Origin of the sequence: Aquimarina sp. Aq78 (assembly GCF_900299525.1) — a bacterium.
GTDB lineage: Bacteria > Bacteroidota > Bacteroidia > Flavobacteriales > Flavobacteriaceae > Aquimarina.
Genome location: NZ_OMKA01000001.1, coordinates 696,719 through 713,375, shown reverse-complemented (window position 1 = coordinate 713,375; position 16,657 = coordinate 696,719). Strand labels below are relative to the sequence as shown.

The following is a 16,657-nucleotide window of genomic DNA, read 5'->3' as shown; positions in this document are numbered from 1 at the left end:
TTGTAATTTAGCGATTCGAATGAAGAAACGCTTATATTCAAAAATTCCTTTAGCACAATCTATTGTTACCTTATGCGAAGCAAAAGGAATCACTCATATTGTTATTTCACCAGGATCTCGTAACGCACCACTAACAATTGGGTTTAGTGAACATCCTGGTATGCAGTGTTATAGTATCGTAGATGAACGATGTGCTGCTTTTTTTGCATTAGGTATTGCACAACAGATCCAAAAACCAGTTGCCTTGGTTTGTTCTTCGGGTAGTGCATTATTAAACTATTATCCTGCAATTTCAGAAGCATTTTATAGTGATATACCATTAGTAGTTTTAAGTGCAGATCGCCCTATTGAAAGAATTGATATTGGAGACGGGCAAACGATTCGTCAAAAAAATGTATTTGAAAACCACATTTTGTATTCGGCTAATTTATATTCTGAAGTTGTTGCCGAAACAAAAATTGATGATCCTAAAGTACGCCAAAAGCAACATGAAGCTCAAAAGCATAATGAAAGAGAAATCAATCTGGCGTTAAATAAAGCAATAGAGCAAAAAGGACCAGTACATATTAATGTCCCTTTTTACGAACCTTTATACGATAAACTGGATCAACCTACTATTATTTCCAGAAATATTCCTGTAGAAAAACCCCATCATCAGTTTTCTGAAGATTTACAATCAGAAATGCATGAAGAGTGGAATCAGGCAAAACGTAAAATGGTATTAATAGGTGTCAATTCACCAGGAACAGTTGAGCAAAAGTGGATAGAGTATTTTGCCGATGATCCTTCGGTTTTGGTATTAACAGAAACGACATCTAATATTCATCATGCATCACATATTAATTGTATCGATCAATTAATTTCTACTTTAAATGAAGATGAACTTAAAGCATTACAGCCAGATATTCTTTTAACTATTGGAGGTATGGTTGTCTCTAAAAGGATTAAAGCATTTTTGCGACAATATCAGCCAAAATCACATTGGCATATTGATTCAAAAAAAGCATATGATACCTATTTCTGTCTCACAGAACATATAAAATTGCAGACCAATGTGTTCTTCTCACGTTTTTTTCAAAACATAAAGAGCGTCGATAGTACCTATAAACCTTTTTGGGTTTCTATAAGAGATCATCGTAGAGTACGGCATGCATCATATCTTGATAAAATTTCTTTTAGCGATCTCAAAGCATTCGAAGCTATTTTTAATGTTATTTCAGATGGGCAAATGATACAATTAAGTAATAGCTCTACTGTGCGGTATGCGCAATTATTTACGTTAAATCCAACTTTTCAGGTGTTTTGTAATAGAGGAACAAGTGGTATCGATGGAAGTACATCTACTGCTATTGGTGCAGCTCTGGCTTCGGGAGTACCTACAACCTTGATAACGGGAGATTTAAGTTTCTTCTATGATAGTAATGGATTATGGAATGATTATATCCCTTCAAATTTTAAAATTATTGTTATTAATAATGAAGGGGGCGGGATATTTAGAATTCTGCCAGGAAAAGAGGAGAGTGTTAATTTTGAAAAATATTTTGAAACAACACATCATCTTACGGCAATGCATTTGTGCAAAATGTTTGGTTTTGAATATCGTACTGCACATACGCTGGAAGAATTAGTTCATGAATCTAAAAAGATGTATGAAAATGATAAAACACCTCAATTGCTTGAAATTTTTACTCCCAGAAAAGAAAACGATAGTACTTTAGTCGATTATTTTAGGTATTTTGTCTAATATCCGTGTTTTAATATACTTTGCAGATGAATTATTAATGAATAATTCATCTATATTTGATCTGGAAAAAAAGTGAACTAAAAACCTAAAAACGCAATTATCCTATGAGTAAAAGAGACGAGTTAATCACAAAATACGCCGCAGATATCAAAGATAAAATTGGCCAGACTCCAGATATGGATCTTTTAACCAAAGTTACAATTGGATGTGGTCCTTCAATTTACAATGCAGATGCTGCCACAGTATCTGGTTCGGATCAAAGTGAATTAGATACCGTAAAGAAAAACTTTTTAATCAAGAAACTTGGTCTTTCTGATGGACCAAAACTAGATGAAGGTATTGCTTCTGTAGTTGAGGCTTATGGTAAATCAAACCGTAATAAGTATAGAGCGGTGGTTTATTATCTTTTGACAAAACATTTTGGAAAAGAATCTGTTTATAAATAGTATACGATTTTCTACAACAAAAAAAGGTGTTCATTGTAATGAACACCTTTTTTTGTTGAATTTAGATAAATAGGAGGATTAAAGAATTATCTTTGCGCAAAAAAAAGAGACATGCTTAAGCTTGGGGAATATAATATGTTAGAGGTCGTTAGAGAAAGAGATCAAGGAATTTATCTTTGTGACGAAGAAGGGGATGAGGTTTTATTGCCTAATAAGTATGTGCCAGAACAATTTCAAATAAGAGATGTTTTAAAGGTTTTTGTGTATTTGGATAGTTCAGAGCGTATTGTTGCTACTACCTTAGAGCCTTTTACAACTGTAAAATCTTTTGCTTATTTAAAATGTACAAATGTGTCAGAAATTGGTGCTTTTCTGGATTGGGGATTAGAAAAAGATCTTTTTGTTCCTTTTAGAGAACAATCCTCAAAAATGAGAGCAGGTAGTTGGTATCTTGTTTATGTGTACCTTGATGGAGAAACCAATCGACTTGTTGCGTCAAGTAAGACTAATGCTTTTTTAGATAATTCTTTAGTTTTACTGTCTTCATATGATGAAGTCGATCTTATCGCTTCTCATCCTTCACCACATGGTTGGAATATGATTGTAAATCAAAAACATTTAGGATTAGTATATGGTGATGAAATTTTTCAAAAGATAACACCAGGAGATCAACTTAAAGGGTTTGTGAAAAAAGTTCGCCCTGATGGCAAGATAGATCTTACATTACAGCGACACGGATTTAGAGGGATAGAGCCAAATGCAGAGCAGGTTTTAAAAGAGTTAAAATCTAGCGGTGGTTTTATTGATCTGAATGATAAATCAGATCCCGAAGATATTAAAGAGGTTTTTCAATTGAGTAAGAAAAGTTTTAAAAAAGCTATCGGATCACTGTACAAAGAAAGAAAAATTATTATTGAGAAAGAGGGAATACGCTTGGTAGAGTAGACCAAAATAAAATCAGTACCAATATTTAAAGGAGAAGTTACTTTTTGCTTGTTTTATTTGGATTAAATCTAAATAAAAAGTATTTTAGCGGCCTTTAAATATGGAATTAATTTTTTCTTCAACATACTACTCCTCATATCAATCATCAACAGAGCGATGTTATTATATTGACTTTGGCCATAAAATGGTTAAAATTTCTTTTTGTCAATTGCTTAGCTTAAGGTATAAGGCAAAACAGATGTCCTCATTTGAGTATATAGATGATTTACTTAATCATAATGATACCGTATTATTGTCTTTATGTGATAAAGAACATTTGATTTTATTAGATACATTAATGGTGTTGGATTTTGTAGATTTTATGAAAGGAACATTTGCAATGATAGAATTAAATGCTATGCTAGTATCATGATGTTTTATTATTAGATTTAGACTTACTATAAATAGGGTATCAATTAAGTTTTACATCTAGATTTTCTATACTTTTATTAAAAATATTAGAAAAATGGAAAATCTAACACGACAAGAAATAAGCATTAATCTAGAGGTAATGGATATGCTTAATAAGCAAATTGAGAAAGAACAAAGAGCTTCGTCATTGTATTTAGCAATGGCCTCATGGTGTGATCAAAAAACTCTTGTAAATAGTGCTTCTTTTTTTTATAAGCAGGCGGCAGAAGAAAGAGAGCATATGATGAAAATTTTTAAGTTTATTAATGATACAGGTGGATCAGCATATTCTCCTGATGTTTCTAATATAACCCATGAATTTTCTTCTCTTAGAGAAATTTTTGAAACTGCATTAAACCATGAGATATCCATCACACAATCTATTTATAAAATTGTTGCAAAATGTAGGAAAGTAAATGATTTTGGTTCAGAAAACTTCTTAATGTGGTTTGTAGAAGAGCAGCTTGAGGAGGAAGAGACTATTAAAGATATTTTAGATATGTTTGATTTGTCAGGAGATATGCCACTTCAATACATTGATGAAAGAATCCCTGTTGGTAAATAACCTATATAGTAAATTTTAATCTAAGATGTTTTTTTGTATAATTTGGATTAATAAGCTAAACCGGTAATAGGGCAGAAAGCACCACTATATAAACTGGCATCTTTATAAGCTGTATTTTTTATACCCCCAATATTTGTATTGGGGTTGTAACCATTACCAGATAATCTAAAACCAGATGTTTTTGGTTGAGGGATTGCAACATTATATTTTGACGAAATATCTTTATACTTCGGAGTATCAATGTACATTGTATAGCTTTTCTTAAATGCTTGCTGTCTTAAGTCTACAGTTAGATCTACTTCCAGTAATTGATACTTTTTAGTTTTAAGCTCTTTTTTATTCATTACTAATGGGGCGCTTAATTGCTCCCATTCTATAGATATTGTATTTGGTACATCTTCTTGTCCGTATGATAAAAAGCTAATGCCTCCAATAAGTATTGCTAAAAAAACTTTCATAATGGTAAATATATTATCAATTCAGATAAAACCATCAAAAACTATACTAAAATCTGTTTTTTATTTAAAATAAAATCAAAAATAAGGGGATTTACCCCATAATTGATGCAGTGAGATATAGTATATTGTAGTATTTTTGAGGATACAAAAAAATAGATTAATGAGTTCAATAGATTGGAAAACTGTAAAAGAATACGAAGATATCACCTATAAAAAATCGGGAGGTGTTGCACGAATAGCATTTAACAGACCAAATGTACGTAATGCTTTTAGGCCAAATACAACAAGTGAACTTTATGATGCTTTTTATGATGCACAAGAAGATACATCTATAGGTGTGGTTCTGCTTTCTGCAGAAGGGCCTTCGACAAAAGACGGAGTATATAGTTTTTGTAGCGGAGGAGATCAAAAGGCTAGAGGTCATCAAGGGTATGTTGGAGATGATGGTAGACACAGGTTAAATATTTTAGAAGTTCAAAGGCTTATTAGGTTTATGCCAAAAGTCGTTATTGCAGTAGTACCTGGATGGGCTGTAGGAGGAGGGCATAGTCTTCATGTTGTTTGCGATCTTACTCTTGCAAGTAAAGAACATGCTATTTTTAAACAAACCGATGCAGACGTAACAAGTTTTGATGGAGGATATGGTTCTGCTTATTTAGCAAAGATGGTTGGACAAAAAAAAGCACGTGAAATTTTCTTTTTAGGAAGAAATTACTCTGCGCAAGATGCTTATGAAATGGGAATGGTAAATGCTGTGATTCCTCATGATGATCTTGAAGATACAGCATATGAATGGGCAAAAGAAATCCTTGAGAAATCACCTACATCTATCAAAATGTTAAAATTTGCAATGAATCTTACAGATGATGGTATGGTAGGGCAACAGGTGTTTGCAGGGGAGGCAACACGACTAGCGTATATGACAGAGGAAGCCAAAGAAGGAAGAGACGCATTTCTTGAAAAGCGAAAGCCAGATTTCAAGAACATTAAATGGATGCCTTAATTTTATAATTACCGATCTTTTTTAAAATTAGAATTGCTTTAGTATACAATGGATAAAAAAGAAGAAGAGCTTATATCGATGCACTATCAGATGGAAAAAACTGATATCAAACAGCAACGGCTGGAGGATCGCCTTATCTCTATTTCTGAAGATTTAAAGAGAAGTAAAAGAAGACGTAATTTTTACTTTATTTTTATTCTTATTTTGATGTTGTTGCTAACCGCGGGAAGTCTTTATGTGATCCTTGGTGAAAAAGAAAATATTACCAAAACTGAGTCTTTAGAAGGAGATGTAGATGTACAGCGACTTATATTTGAAAATGATTCTTTACAAAAGGAAGTGGATAAACTTAAAACAGATATTTCTAAATATCAAAATGAAGAATTATCAAATAAAGCAGATACTATAACTTCTCTTTCTGGTAATACTGGAAGTGGAAAAGAAGAAGAAGCGGATGGAAAATCTAAACTAAAATTTGAAAGGAAATATTGTTACATAAATAGAGTTTATAAAAGCAACGATGTTGTTTTTATAGAAGCAGATATTATAGAGTATTATCAGGGTAGAAAAGCAGTTAAAAAAGCTAAAGAATTAGGGGAAGCCGAATATGATTTGGATAAAAATGGAGATACATTGTATTTTTTATATAATAATTATTATATTCATAACCAGAGTTCTAGGTCTAAAATATTAGAACTTGACGATAAGGCGAGGGTGAAGATTGAAAATATTAATCAGATTTCTTCCGGTTTTCCATTAAAGGCTTTCCAGAAAGTAATTACAGATAAGCCTGTTTTAATTTTGGAAATTAATAATGGAATAGTATATAAAATAACCGAACAGAAACTCCCTTAAGCATTGTTTAAAAATATATCTTTAGAATAACTAACAAAACTTTTGAAGCTACCCCCCACCACAATGAAAGTTATGAAAGATGAGGATCTTCTATCTCTACATTATCAGATAGAAAAAGCCGAAATTAAACAGAAAAAGCTCGAAGACCTTCTGGATGAAGAGTCGGATAGGCTAAAAAAAAGTAAGAAATCTAATAGGCTATTTGGATCATTCTCGCTAGTCCTATTTCTATTAACTATTTTTCTTGTAGCTAATGCTTTTTATTTTAGCAAACCACCATCAAAAAATGGCAAAGCAGGGATTAGTGAGCTTTCTGTAGTAAAACAAGAGCTGGCTTCCGCTAAGGAAGAATTAAAAGCATTAAAAAAAGAAAAAATTAACCTTAAAGAAATCAAAAACCTATATCTGTATAGAAGTTTGATTAAAAAAGATACTGTGTATTCAGTGCAGTTAAAAGCATTTAATGCAAAAAACACCCCTGCTATTTCTGAGAAATTTACAAATACACTTATTTATAGTGATACTTCATTCTATAAAATGAGTTTAGGTATTTTTGAAACCTTGGCCGAAGCTCAGGATTTTAGAAAAACACTAATAGCATCAGGGTTTGATAAGAGAATATTTGTAATATCCTATAAAGATGGAAAACGATTAAAAATTGAAGACTTTCAGTAGCTAATTATCTTAATTTAGGAAAATTAACCGGATCTGTTTCATTTATAATAGCATACACATTTTCGAAAATATCCTCTATCGAAGGTTTGCTGAAATAATCTCCATCCGTTCCAAAAGCTGGCCTGTGTGGTTGAGCACTTAGGGTTTGTGGTTTACTATCTAAGTATTGATACACATTTTGCTCATCAATCAATTTGTGTAAAATATATCCAGTACCACCACCTGGTACATCTTCGTCAATGATCAATAATCGGTTGGTTTTAGCAACACTTTTTACAATATCATGATTTAGATCAAAAGGGAGTAAGGATTGTACATCAATTACTTCAGCATTAATTCCTACCGATAGTAATTCTTTTGCAGCTTGTTCAACTAATCGCAATGTAGAGCCATAGGATACCAAGGTGATATCTGTTCCTTCTTTAACTGTTTCAACAATACCAATTGGTGTTCTGATTTCGGATAAATTAGTAGGCATCTTTTCTTTTAGACGATATCCATTAAGACATTCTATAACTAAAGCTGGTTCATCACTATCCATTAATGTATTATAAAAACCTGCAGCTTTGGTCATATTTCGAGGTACAAGAATATGGATACCTCTTAGTAGGTGAACAAGACCGCCCATTTGAGAACCAGAATGCCATATTCCTTCTAGTCTATGTCCTCGTGTTCTTATAATTAATGGGGCCTTTTGTTTTGCAAAAGTTCTATATCGCAACGTAGCAAGATCATCACTTAGTCCTTGTATGCAATATAAAATATAATCTAAATATTGAATTTCGGCAATGGGTCTTAGTCCTCGCATGGCCATCCCAATTCCTTGTCCTATTATAGTAGCTTCTCTAATCCCAGCATCGGATACCCTGGTTTCTCCAAATTTTTCCTGAAGTCCCTCAAGGCCTTGATTTACATCACCGATTTTACCGCTATCTTCTCCAAAAATAAGTGCTTCAGGAATTCTGCTAAATAATTCTTCAAAGTTATCTCTTATAATAACTCTACCATCAACTTGTTGTGTATTGGTATCGTATTGAGCTTTTACTTCTTTAACGTGGATAGCATTAGAATCACTTTCGTTATGTAAATGGCTACTGTATTTTGGTTGAATAAGAGAAATGTAATTATTTATCCATTCCTGAAGTGTAGATTTCTCTGTAAAATTTTCTTTGGTGATATATTGTAATGTTTTTCTTGTAGCCTCAAGAATATCTCTACGTATAGGTTCTTCTTTAGAAGCTAATAGATTAACCAGAGGAGAAATGAAATTTTTATTTGCACTTTTATTCTCTACAGATTTAAGGATATCTAATGCTTCTTTTTGTTCTGATTTGATTTCTGATAAATATGCATTCCAAGCCTCGGCTTTTCCTTTTCTTACTTTCTTTTTTGCAGTCTTTTCAAAATCCAGAAGCTCTTCTGCTGTTGCAATATTGTGTTCAATGATCCATTCTTTAAACTTTTTATTACAATCAAATTCACGTTCCCAATTTAATCGTTCTTCACTTTTGTATCTTTCGTGAGATCCGGAAGTGGAGTGTCCTTGTGGCTGTGTTAATTCTTTAACATGAATAATAACAGGAATATGTTTTTCACGTGCTAATTTTTCGGCTTTTTCATAGGTATCCATGAGAGCAGGGTAGTCCCAGCCATTAACTTTTAATATTTCATAGCCTTCATGATGTTCATCCCGTCTAAAACCTTCCAGAATAAGAGAAATATCTTCTTTGGTGGTTTGATGCTTTGCATGAACAGAGATGCCGTATTCATCATCCCAGACACTAACAACCATTGGTACTTGTAAAACACCTCCTGCATTAATAGTTTCCCAAAATAAACCTTCACTGGTACTTGCATTACCAATAGTTCCCCAAGCTACTTCATTTCCTTGGATAGAGAAATTAGAATGATTAGAAACACTTTTTTCGTTACGGTATACTTTTGATGCTTGAGCTAGACCTAATAGCCTAGGCATTTGACCAGCGGTAGGGGAGATATCTGCGCTTGAATTTTTTTGCTGCATCAGGTTTTTCCATGTGCCATCCTCATTAAGACTGTGAGTTGCAAAATGCCCTCCCATTTGTCTTCCTGCAGCAAAAGGTTCTTTATTAATATCTGTATGAGCATATAAGCCAGCAAAGAACTGCTCTACAGTATATTGATCAATAGCCATCATAAATGTTTGATCTCTGTAGTATCCTGATCTAAAATCACCATTACGAAAAACTCTAGCCATCGCAAGTTGCGGTAACTCTTTTCCTCCTCCAAAAATTCCAAACTTAGATTTACCTGTCAATACTTCTCGTCTTCCTAATAAACTACATTCTCTACTAATTAATGCTATTTTGTAGTCTCTAAGTATTTGATCTCTATATTCTTCGAATGAAATATTAGATGAAGTAATGGTTTCAGGCTGCATGTGAACGGTGTTTTAATGTTTTGCAAATTTAGCTAAAATCCTGACCATTTGCAAGGCTGAAACTCTTAATTTTTTTGAGTATAATTCATTAAAACTGTGTTTTTATTGATAAATTATAGTTTTTGGACAGTATTTTAAGGATTGGTTAACAAATGTTCAAAATTTTCACATTTATTTTTTGATATGATTTTTCAGAAAGAAATTAATACCACTCTCTGGTAAAAAGACCGATTAATGTTTCTGGACTTAATGTTATGATAAATCGAATTTGCTGTTCGTAATTTGGTTGTGATATTTCCCATCCTTTGTTAGATACTACAGGGAAAAAAACTTCGAAGTAATCGGCTACTAAACTGAGTCGTACTCCTGCGTCATAGACAAATTTTGGAGAGATATTTTTATTTTTCACCAACCCTACGTCTCCATATGCATAAATCCAGTTCCATATATTGGTATTAGCATTAAAGGTGGTAATCCATTGATTAGCAAAAGGGTATTCGAGTTGAGATTTAAACCCTCCTTCTGCCAAAATAATTTGCTGGCTTACCAAACCGGTATCTTCACTACGTCCCAGATAATTATAATCAAATAAATAATCTGTGGGTCTGTCTAGAGCAAAGCTAAAGAAATCACCATCTTTTTCTGTATCATTAAAAAGAAAAGACCCTGCAAATAGACGCAAATTTAATTGTCGATTATTAAGAAACAGTTTCCTGTAATTTACAGTAGCTGATAGCTTACTAAAGTTTTTTGATATCTGATAATCAATAGTATATCCTAGAAAATCGATAAGGTTAAAATCAGAATATCGATATCTTATATTAAAAACATTATAATCAGGAGTAACAACAGGATTTTCTTTATCTCGATCTCTAAAAACATTAATATTTCTAAGGAGAAGCCTCTGTTTTTTATTGGATCTAAGATCTTCGGGCCTAAAATAAAAACTTATAGATGATGAAAATCGTTTAAATAATAAATCGGGAGCATAACTAAACATACTACCATTTACCCCATATTGTACTTTATATAATCCATAATCAGACAGTTGTTGTCTATAGGAGATAGATGCTGATCCCAACAATTTATTGGATTTGAAACCATAAGCAGGGGATAGGTTGTACTGAAAATTTCTTTTTATGAAAGTCTTGTTATAAAATTTTGAAGCTAACAAAAAACCATCGTATACATTAAACTCTACTTCGGGAATAAAAAATACTTGAGTATACCTTGGATCTTCTATATCCTGTAAAAACCTAAACTGTATAGGTTTGTTAAATATCCATTTTAGGTTTCTATAATTATTACGCCTATTTACTTCTGGGATGTTCTGATCATAATCCAATACCAGTTTACTAATATTTTCATTAGCAATTTTTACTTTTTTGGTACCGGTGATACCTGTAACCCAGGTTTTAGAAACCATATCCTTTTTTCTAAATCCAGATAAAGAAATTGGCATTGTGTTATTGCCATTATTTTTGATTGTAACTTCAATCGAATCTTTTTCTTTTTTTACAGACTTTATTTTAAAATCAAGTTTTTCATTGGTTTGTACATAATCCTCAAAAAACCATTCTATGTCCTTGGGAGCTATATCGATAAGTACCTTTTTGTATTTTCCAGAATTTGTATATTTTAATACATTTTGAGTATAAAATTTTTTAATACTCTGATCGACAATATTATCATCACCTAAGTAATCTTCAAGATATTTAAATCCAACTCCTGCTTTATATGCATTTGCTATATTTTTATTAAACTTTACCAACTCATCTTGTGGCTGCAGTAAAGGCTGATCTAAAAACAATCGAGCCATATTTTTATAAGCTAAAAAGTATTGGTCGTTAAAATCCAGGTCTGCAGCATGAAACCATCGTAGACCAATCACTTTACTAAGTTTACCGATAATTTTCATTTCGGGATAATATTGCTCTGTATACGCCATCATTAAATAGATGTGTATTGCATCTTTTATCCAGGCATCGTATCTGGGATTTATGATAAGAGTTCTTTCCAGATAATTTTCGGTAATTGTCTTAAGTTGTTTGATTTCAAATTGAAAACCATCGGGAAAAGGTCTTAATATATCTGGTAGTTGATTTAGTCCATATACAGGATTGCTTTTGTAATCATTTTCAGAAATAACAATTTTATCAAAAGGATATGGGCCTAATTTTTTTTGTAAAAAACCAATAATCCTATCGGTCGCTACCGATTTCATTTCTGGCATTAAATCATTGTCATCTATATTACTTATAAACTGAACACCATCAGATGGGAAGCTGTAGAAAGATGATACCTTTTCTATGTATAAGTTTACTTCATTTCTTTTGTTACCTTCAAATTGTATAGTTTTGGTTGTTTCGTCCTCTGATAAAACAGTATTTTTTTGTTTTAGATCACTAACGATTTCATATGCGGATGGTAAAGTAAAGTTAAGTCGGTAATCTGCTATAGGTGCATATAAGTCATTCAAATTTTTATGACTATAAATATTCCATTTTGTATCGTATACAGCAGGAAGGATATACCAGTATTTTAAACTAAAATTCCCGTTTGCGTGATATCCATATCTGGTAAATTTGTTACTGGGAATTTTGATTTGATATTTTAATAGAAAAGTTTGATTTTCTCCTGGATAAATAGGCCTATTAGATTTTATCCATATAATATCCTGGATTCCATTGTGTCGACCCCATTGCAAGGGTTGTGATTCTTTATTGCTAACATGTTGGATTATAGTTCCCCCTCGTTCTTCATCTTTGGCAAAGTAAAAACGTTTTATAAAATCTTCAGCAAACCTTTTACCAAGAGGAGTGGTCTTATCAGAGAAGCTATTGGCCCAATCATGAAAGAATATTTGTGTAAGTGTATCTTTTGATAAATTGGTGTATGTAACTTCTTGTTCTATAGTTACTACCTTTTTTTGGGTATCCAGATTAGCATTTATAATGATATTATGCTGAGCAAACCCTGTGGTTAGCGCAAAAAAGATAATTATAAAACTATATACTTTTAAAATATTCAATTTTTATATTTAATTAAAGGCATTTTTATGATATAAATTAAAAAGAAATAATGTTACCCATCTGGATTTATTTATCAAAACTTTATTACGTATAGCAATGCCTTACTATGATACTCTTCAAAATCGATTTTATATTAATGATTGATTGATAATAAAATGAATTAGAAATTCGGACTTAAATTATACTCCCCATAAAAATCATCTAAAATTCCTAATACTTCACCTGGGGTATCTACAATGTGTATTAAATCTAAATCTCCTGGGCTTATATTCCCGAATTTTTGTAGCAATGTGCTTTTTACCCAATCGATGAGTCCTCCCCAAAATTCGGTACTTACCAATATAATAGGGAATTTCCCAATTTTTTTGGTTTGTATTAATGTTATTGCTTCGAATAATTCATCCAAAGTTCCAAACCCTCCTGGCATAACTACAAATCCTTGAGAATATTTTACAAACATCACTTTACGTACAAAAAAATAGTCAAAATCTAAGCTTTTATCGCTATCGATATATGGATTGTCATGTTGCTCAAAAGGTAAATCTATATTGAGCCCAACAGAAGTTCCTCCTCCTAAATGTGCTCCTTTATTTCCCGCTTCCATTATACCGGGACCACCACCAGTAATAACTCCATAGCCTTGATCTACAATTTCTTTGGCGACATCTACAGCTAATTGATAGTATTTATCATCTGTTTTTGTACGAGCAGATCCAAAAATAGATACACAAGGTCCTATTTTACTCATTTTTTCAAATCCATTAACAAATTCTCCCATAATCTTGAAGATTGCCCATGAATCATTTGTTTTTATTTCATTCCAGCCTTTATGGTGTTGCTCTTTTCTCATAAATTTATTTTTTTATATTGTTACTTACAGTTCTTTCTTTAAAAACTGCGCAGTATAACTTTTTTTATCTTTTATAATTTCTTCTGGCGTTCCTTTAGCTACGATTTTCCCTCCATTTCTTCCTCCTTCGTATCCGATATCAACAATATAATCAGCCATTTTGATTACATCCAGATTGTGTTCAATAATTAAAACTGTATTTCCTTTATTTACTAATTCATTTAACACGTCCATCAAAACACGAATATCTTCAAAATGAAGACCCGTTGTTGGTTCATCAAGAATATAAAAAGTGTTACCGGTATCTCTTTTTGATAATTCTGTTGCTAGTTTGATACGCTGTGCTTCACCACCAGATAATGTAGTTGATTGTTGTCCTAGGGTAATATATCCTAAACCAACATTTTGGATGGTTTTCAATTTTCTTGAAATCTTAGGGATATGTTCAAAGAATAAGCAGGATTCATTAATGGTCATTTCTAAGACATCAGAAATGGATTTTCCTTTATATCTAATCTCTAAAGTTTCTCTATTAAATCGTTTTCCCTGGCAGGTTTCACATTCTACATATACATCGGGTAAGAAGTTCATTTCTATCACTCTTAACCCACCACCTTTACAGGTTTCACATCTTCCTCCTTGAACATTAAAGCTAAAACGTCCTGGTTTATATCCGCGAATCATGGCTTCGGGAGTTTTGGCAAATAAGCTTCTTATTTCAGAAAAAACACCTGTATATGTTGCAGGATTAGATCTTGGTGTGCGACCTATAGGAGATTGATTAATGTCAATTACTTTATCAGAGTGCTCGAGACCTTTGATACTTTTATATGGCATTGGTTTTTTTACACCATTAAAATAATACGCATTTAAGATAGGGTAGAGTGTCTCGTTAATGAGTGTAGATTTTCCGCTACCCGAAACTCCTGTAACGGCAACCATTTTGCCTAAAGGAATATCGATAGATACATTCTTTAAATTATTTCCTGTAGCTCCTTTTAGAGAAATGGTCTTTCCATTTCCTTTTCTACGTTTAGTAGGGGTTTCGATTTGCTTTTTGCCACTTAAATAATCTGCTGTAAGTGTATTGTGTTTTTGTAATTCTTCGGGAGTACCTTCGCTAATAATTTCTCCGCCGTGTTTTCCTGCCAAAGGACCTATATCGATAACATGATCAGCACGCTCAATCATATCTTTATCATGCTCTACAACGATAACAGAATTACCAATATCCCGTAACTGAATTAGTGAGTTAATTAGTTTCTGATTATCTCTCTGGTGTAAACCAATACTGGGTTCATCCAGAATATATAAAACTCCTACGAGTTGCGATCCAATTTGAGTTGCTAGTCGTATACGTTGTGCTTCACCACCAGAGAGTGATTTACTACTTCGGTTTAAAGATAAATAGGTGAGCCCTACATCTACCAAAAATTGAAGTCTGACGTTAATTTCTTTTAATATTTCTCCCGAAATCTTGTTTTGCTTCTCGCTTAAATGCTCGGGAAGAGATTTAAACCAATCAGAAAGTTCATTAATATCCATTGCAGATAATTCTGCTATATTCTTTGTATTTACTTTGAAATATAAGGACTCTTTACGCAATCTTGATCCTTCACAAGACGGGCATTGAATATTATCCATAAAATCTTTGGCCCATCTTCGTAATGAAGTCGAGTCATTATTTCTATATGTAGTATCAATAAACGAAGCTACCCCTTCAAAATCAATTTTATAGTCCCTGGTAACCCCAAGAGATTTACTGTTTACAGTAAACTTTTCTTTTCCACCATGAAGGATAATTTGCATGGCTTCTTTGGGAATTTTTTTTATAGGATCACTTAACTTAAAATCATAGCGTTGTGCAATTAATTCTAATTGCTTAAAAATCCAATTGTTTTTTTGAGGTCCTTGTGGAGCTAACCCTCCATTTTTTATAGATATAGAATCATCTGGGATGATCTTTTTTAAGTTTACTTCGTATAAGTTACCAATACCATTACATTTAGGGCAAGCTCCTTTTGGAGAGTTAAATGAAAAATTATTGGGTTCTGGGTTAGGATATGAAATACCACTAGATGGGCACATTAAATTTCGACTGAAGAAACGTACTTCTTGAGATTCTTGTTCGATTACCATCAATACGTCATTACCGTGGTACATCGCAGTATTGATTGTTTCCATCAGGCGTTTTGAATTCTCCTGATCTTTGGTAACCATTAATCGATCTATAACGATTTCAATATCGTGAGTTTTATAGCGATCAAGTTTCATGCCTTTGGTGATATCTTTGATCTCACCATTGGTACGCACTTTTACAAAACCTTGTTTTGCAATTTGTTCAAATAACTCTCTATAATGTCCTTTTCTAGAACGAATAATAGGAGCCAGGATGCTGATTTTTTTTTCAGAAAAATCTTTTAAAATTAGATTCTTGATCTGCTCATCACTATAGCTTACCATTTTTTCCCCGGTATTATAGCTATAGGCATCACTTCCTCTAGAAAATAATAACCTAAGAAAGTCATAGATTTCTGTGATGGTTCCAACAGTACTACGTGGGCTTTTGCTGGTTGTTTTTTGCTCGATTGCAATAACGGGAGAAAGACCATCAATTTTATCCACATCTGGTCGTTCTAATCCTCCCAAAAATTGCCTGGCATAGGCAGAAAAAGTTTCTATATAACGTCGTTGTCCTTCTGCATAGATGGTATCAAAGGCTAAGGAGGATTTACCGGATCCTGATAAACCTGTAATCACTACTAACTTTTCACGAGGTATGGTAACGTCTATGTTTTTCAAGTTGTGAACCCGTGCTCCTAAAACCTCAATATTTTCTTCTGATGCTACCATAAATTTTAAACCAAGATTGCAAATGTAGTTATTTGGCAGCGTTTTGTGAAATTGGATAAGTTTCAGTTATGTTAAATCAACATTTTTATTAGATATATTAGTTATTTGTTTTTTAAAAAATATTTCAAACAACTGAAAAACAATATCTTATATATGGAAAAAACATAATTTGAACGTATTATTTTTCTTTCATTATAAAGTGCATGTAAGAATTTTTTTTTAACAAGTAAGAAGTTTTGTAAAATTTTGAATGACTGTATTCTCAAATTTTTTTATTGTCAATTATTTGATATTTATTTGATTTTATGATCAAATTTTGGAAGTATATATATCTAATACTATGTTCTTTTTTGAGATTTTTT

General features: G+C 32.4%; 13 protein-coding genes. 8 read left to right on the top strand and 5 right to left on the bottom strand.

Translation table 11 applies throughout. The annotated features are described in order from the left end of the window. Positions 1-19: 19 nt before the first annotated feature. The 5 genes from menD to DG435_RS03015 all read left to right on the top strand — a co-directional run bounded on the left by menD (position 20) and on the right by DG435_RS03015 (position 4,150). Entirely contained in the window at positions 20-1,744 is a 1,725-nt protein-coding gene (gene menD / locus DG435_RS03030) for a 2-succinyl-5-enolpyruvyl-6-hydroxy-3-cyclohexene-1-carboxylic-acid synthase (RefSeq protein ID WP_106793928.1), read from the top strand. A gap of 104 nt (positions 1,745-1,848) precedes the next feature. Next, the gene (locus DG435_RS03025) at positions 1,849-2,190 is read left to right on the top strand and encodes a DUF2853 family protein (protein WP_024769263.1); all 342 of its coding nucleotides are present in this window, start codon (positions 1,849-1,851) and stop codon (positions 2,188-2,190) included. 111 nt (positions 2,191-2,301) lie between these two features. Continuing rightward, the gene (locus DG435_RS03020) at positions 2,302-3,135 is read left to right on the top strand and encodes a S1 RNA-binding domain-containing protein (protein ID WP_106793929.1); all 834 of its coding nucleotides are present in this window, start codon (positions 2,302-2,304) and stop codon (positions 3,133-3,135) included. Between the two features lie 100 nt (positions 3,136-3,235). After that, positions 3,236-3,547, top strand: a complete 312-nt coding sequence (locus DG435_RS25420) for a hypothetical protein (RefSeq protein ID WP_159025682.1) — start codon at positions 3,236-3,238, stop codon at positions 3,545-3,547. A gap of 93 nt (positions 3,548-3,640) precedes the next feature. Continuing rightward, on the top strand, positions 3,641-4,150 hold the full coding sequence (locus DG435_RS03015; RefSeq protein ID WP_106793931.1) for a ferritin: 510 nt from the start codon (positions 3,641-3,643) through the stop codon (positions 4,148-4,150). A 47-nt stretch (positions 4,151-4,197) separates the two neighbouring features. Here the strand turns inward: DG435_RS03015 and DG435_RS03010 are convergent, their stop codons facing one another. Beyond that, on the bottom strand, positions 4,198-4,608 hold the full coding sequence (locus DG435_RS03010) for a hypothetical protein (protein ID WP_106793932.1): 411 nt from the start codon (positions 4,606-4,608) through the stop codon (positions 4,198-4,200). A 160-nt stretch (positions 4,609-4,768) separates the two neighbouring features. On the opposite strand from DG435_RS03010, the gene DG435_RS03005 reads away from it, so the two are divergent. From DG435_RS03005 to DG435_RS02995, 3 genes are all read left to right on the top strand, one after another. After that, positions 4,769-5,611 (top strand): 1,4-dihydroxy-2-naphthoyl-CoA synthase, encoded by an 843-nt coding sequence (locus DG435_RS03005; protein ID WP_199852715.1) that lies wholly within the window; start codon positions 4,769-4,771, stop codon positions 5,609-5,611. 48 nt (positions 5,612-5,659) lie between these two features. Then, positions 5,660-6,466, top strand: coding sequence for a hypothetical protein (locus DG435_RS03000; protein WP_106793933.1), 807 nt, complete (start codon positions 5,660-5,662; stop codon positions 6,464-6,466). 63 nt (positions 6,467-6,529) lie between these two features. Then, a complete protein-coding gene (locus DG435_RS02995) occupies positions 6,530-7,141 on the top strand; it encodes a hypothetical protein (RefSeq protein WP_106793934.1) in 612 nt (203 codons plus the stop codon). 4 nt (positions 7,142-7,145) lie between these two features. Here the strand turns inward: DG435_RS02995 and DG435_RS02990 are convergent, their stop codons facing one another. From DG435_RS02990 to uvrA, 4 genes are all read right to left on the bottom strand, one after another. Further along, entirely contained in the window at positions 7,146-9,560 is a 2,415-nt protein-coding gene (locus DG435_RS02990) for a thiamine pyrophosphate-dependent enzyme (RefSeq protein WP_106793935.1), read from the bottom strand. A 202-nt stretch (positions 9,561-9,762) separates the two neighbouring features. Next, complete coding sequence (locus tag DG435_RS02985) at positions 9,763-12,591, bottom strand: metalloprotease (RefSeq protein ID WP_106793936.1); 2,829 nt, start codon at positions 12,589-12,591, stop codon at positions 9,763-9,765. Positions 12,592-12,752: 161 nt separating this feature from the next. Further along, positions 12,753-13,442, bottom strand: coding sequence for a TIGR00730 family Rossman fold protein (locus DG435_RS02980; RefSeq protein ID WP_024769273.1), 690 nt, complete (start codon positions 13,440-13,442; stop codon positions 12,753-12,755). A gap of 24 nt (positions 13,443-13,466) precedes the next feature. Next, entirely contained in the window at positions 13,467-16,295 is a 2,829-nt protein-coding gene (gene uvrA / locus DG435_RS02975) for an excinuclease ABC subunit UvrA (protein WP_106793937.1), read from the bottom strand. Positions 16,296-16,657: the final 362 nt, after the last annotated feature.

Bases quoted from the DNA above. Each gene is read 5' to 3' on its own strand.
- menD (WP_106793928.1), top strand. From the start codon at position 20: ATGAAGAAACGCTTATATTCAAAAATTCCTTTAGCACAATCTATTGTT.
- DG435_RS03025 (WP_024769263.1), top strand. From the start codon at position 1,849: ATGAGTAAAAGAGACGAGTTAATCACAAAATACGCCGCAGATATCAAA.
- DG435_RS03020 (WP_106793929.1), top strand. From the start codon at position 2,302: ATGCTTAAGCTTGGGGAATATAATATGTTAGAGGTCGTTAGAGAAAGA.
- DG435_RS25420 (WP_159025682.1), top strand. From the start codon at position 3,236: ATGGAATTAATTTTTTCTTCAACATACTACTCCTCATATCAATCATCA.
- DG435_RS03015 (WP_106793931.1), top strand. From the start codon at position 3,641: ATGGAAAATCTAACACGACAAGAAATAAGCATTAATCTAGAGGTAATG.
- DG435_RS03010 (WP_106793932.1), bottom strand. From the start codon at position 4,608: ATGAAAGTTTTTTTAGCAATACTTATTGGAGGCATTAGCTTTTTATCA.
- DG435_RS03005 (WP_199852715.1), top strand. From the start codon at position 4,769: ATGAGTTCAATAGATTGGAAAACTGTAAAAGAATACGAAGATATCACC.
- DG435_RS03000 (WP_106793933.1), top strand. From the start codon at position 5,660: ATGGATAAAAAAGAAGAAGAGCTTATATCGATGCACTATCAGATGGAA.
- DG435_RS02995 (WP_106793934.1), top strand. From the start codon at position 6,530: ATGAAAGTTATGAAAGATGAGGATCTTCTATCTCTACATTATCAGATA.
- DG435_RS02990 (WP_106793935.1), bottom strand. From the start codon at position 9,560: ATGCAGCCTGAAACCATTACTTCATCTAATATTTCATTCGAAGAATAT.
- DG435_RS02980 (WP_024769273.1), bottom strand. From the start codon at position 13,442: ATGAGAAAAGAGCAACACCATAAAGGCTGGAATGAAATAAAAACAAAT.
- uvrA (WP_106793937.1), bottom strand. From the start codon at position 16,295: ATGGTAGCATCAGAAGAAAATATTGAGGTTTTAGGAGCACGGGTTCAC.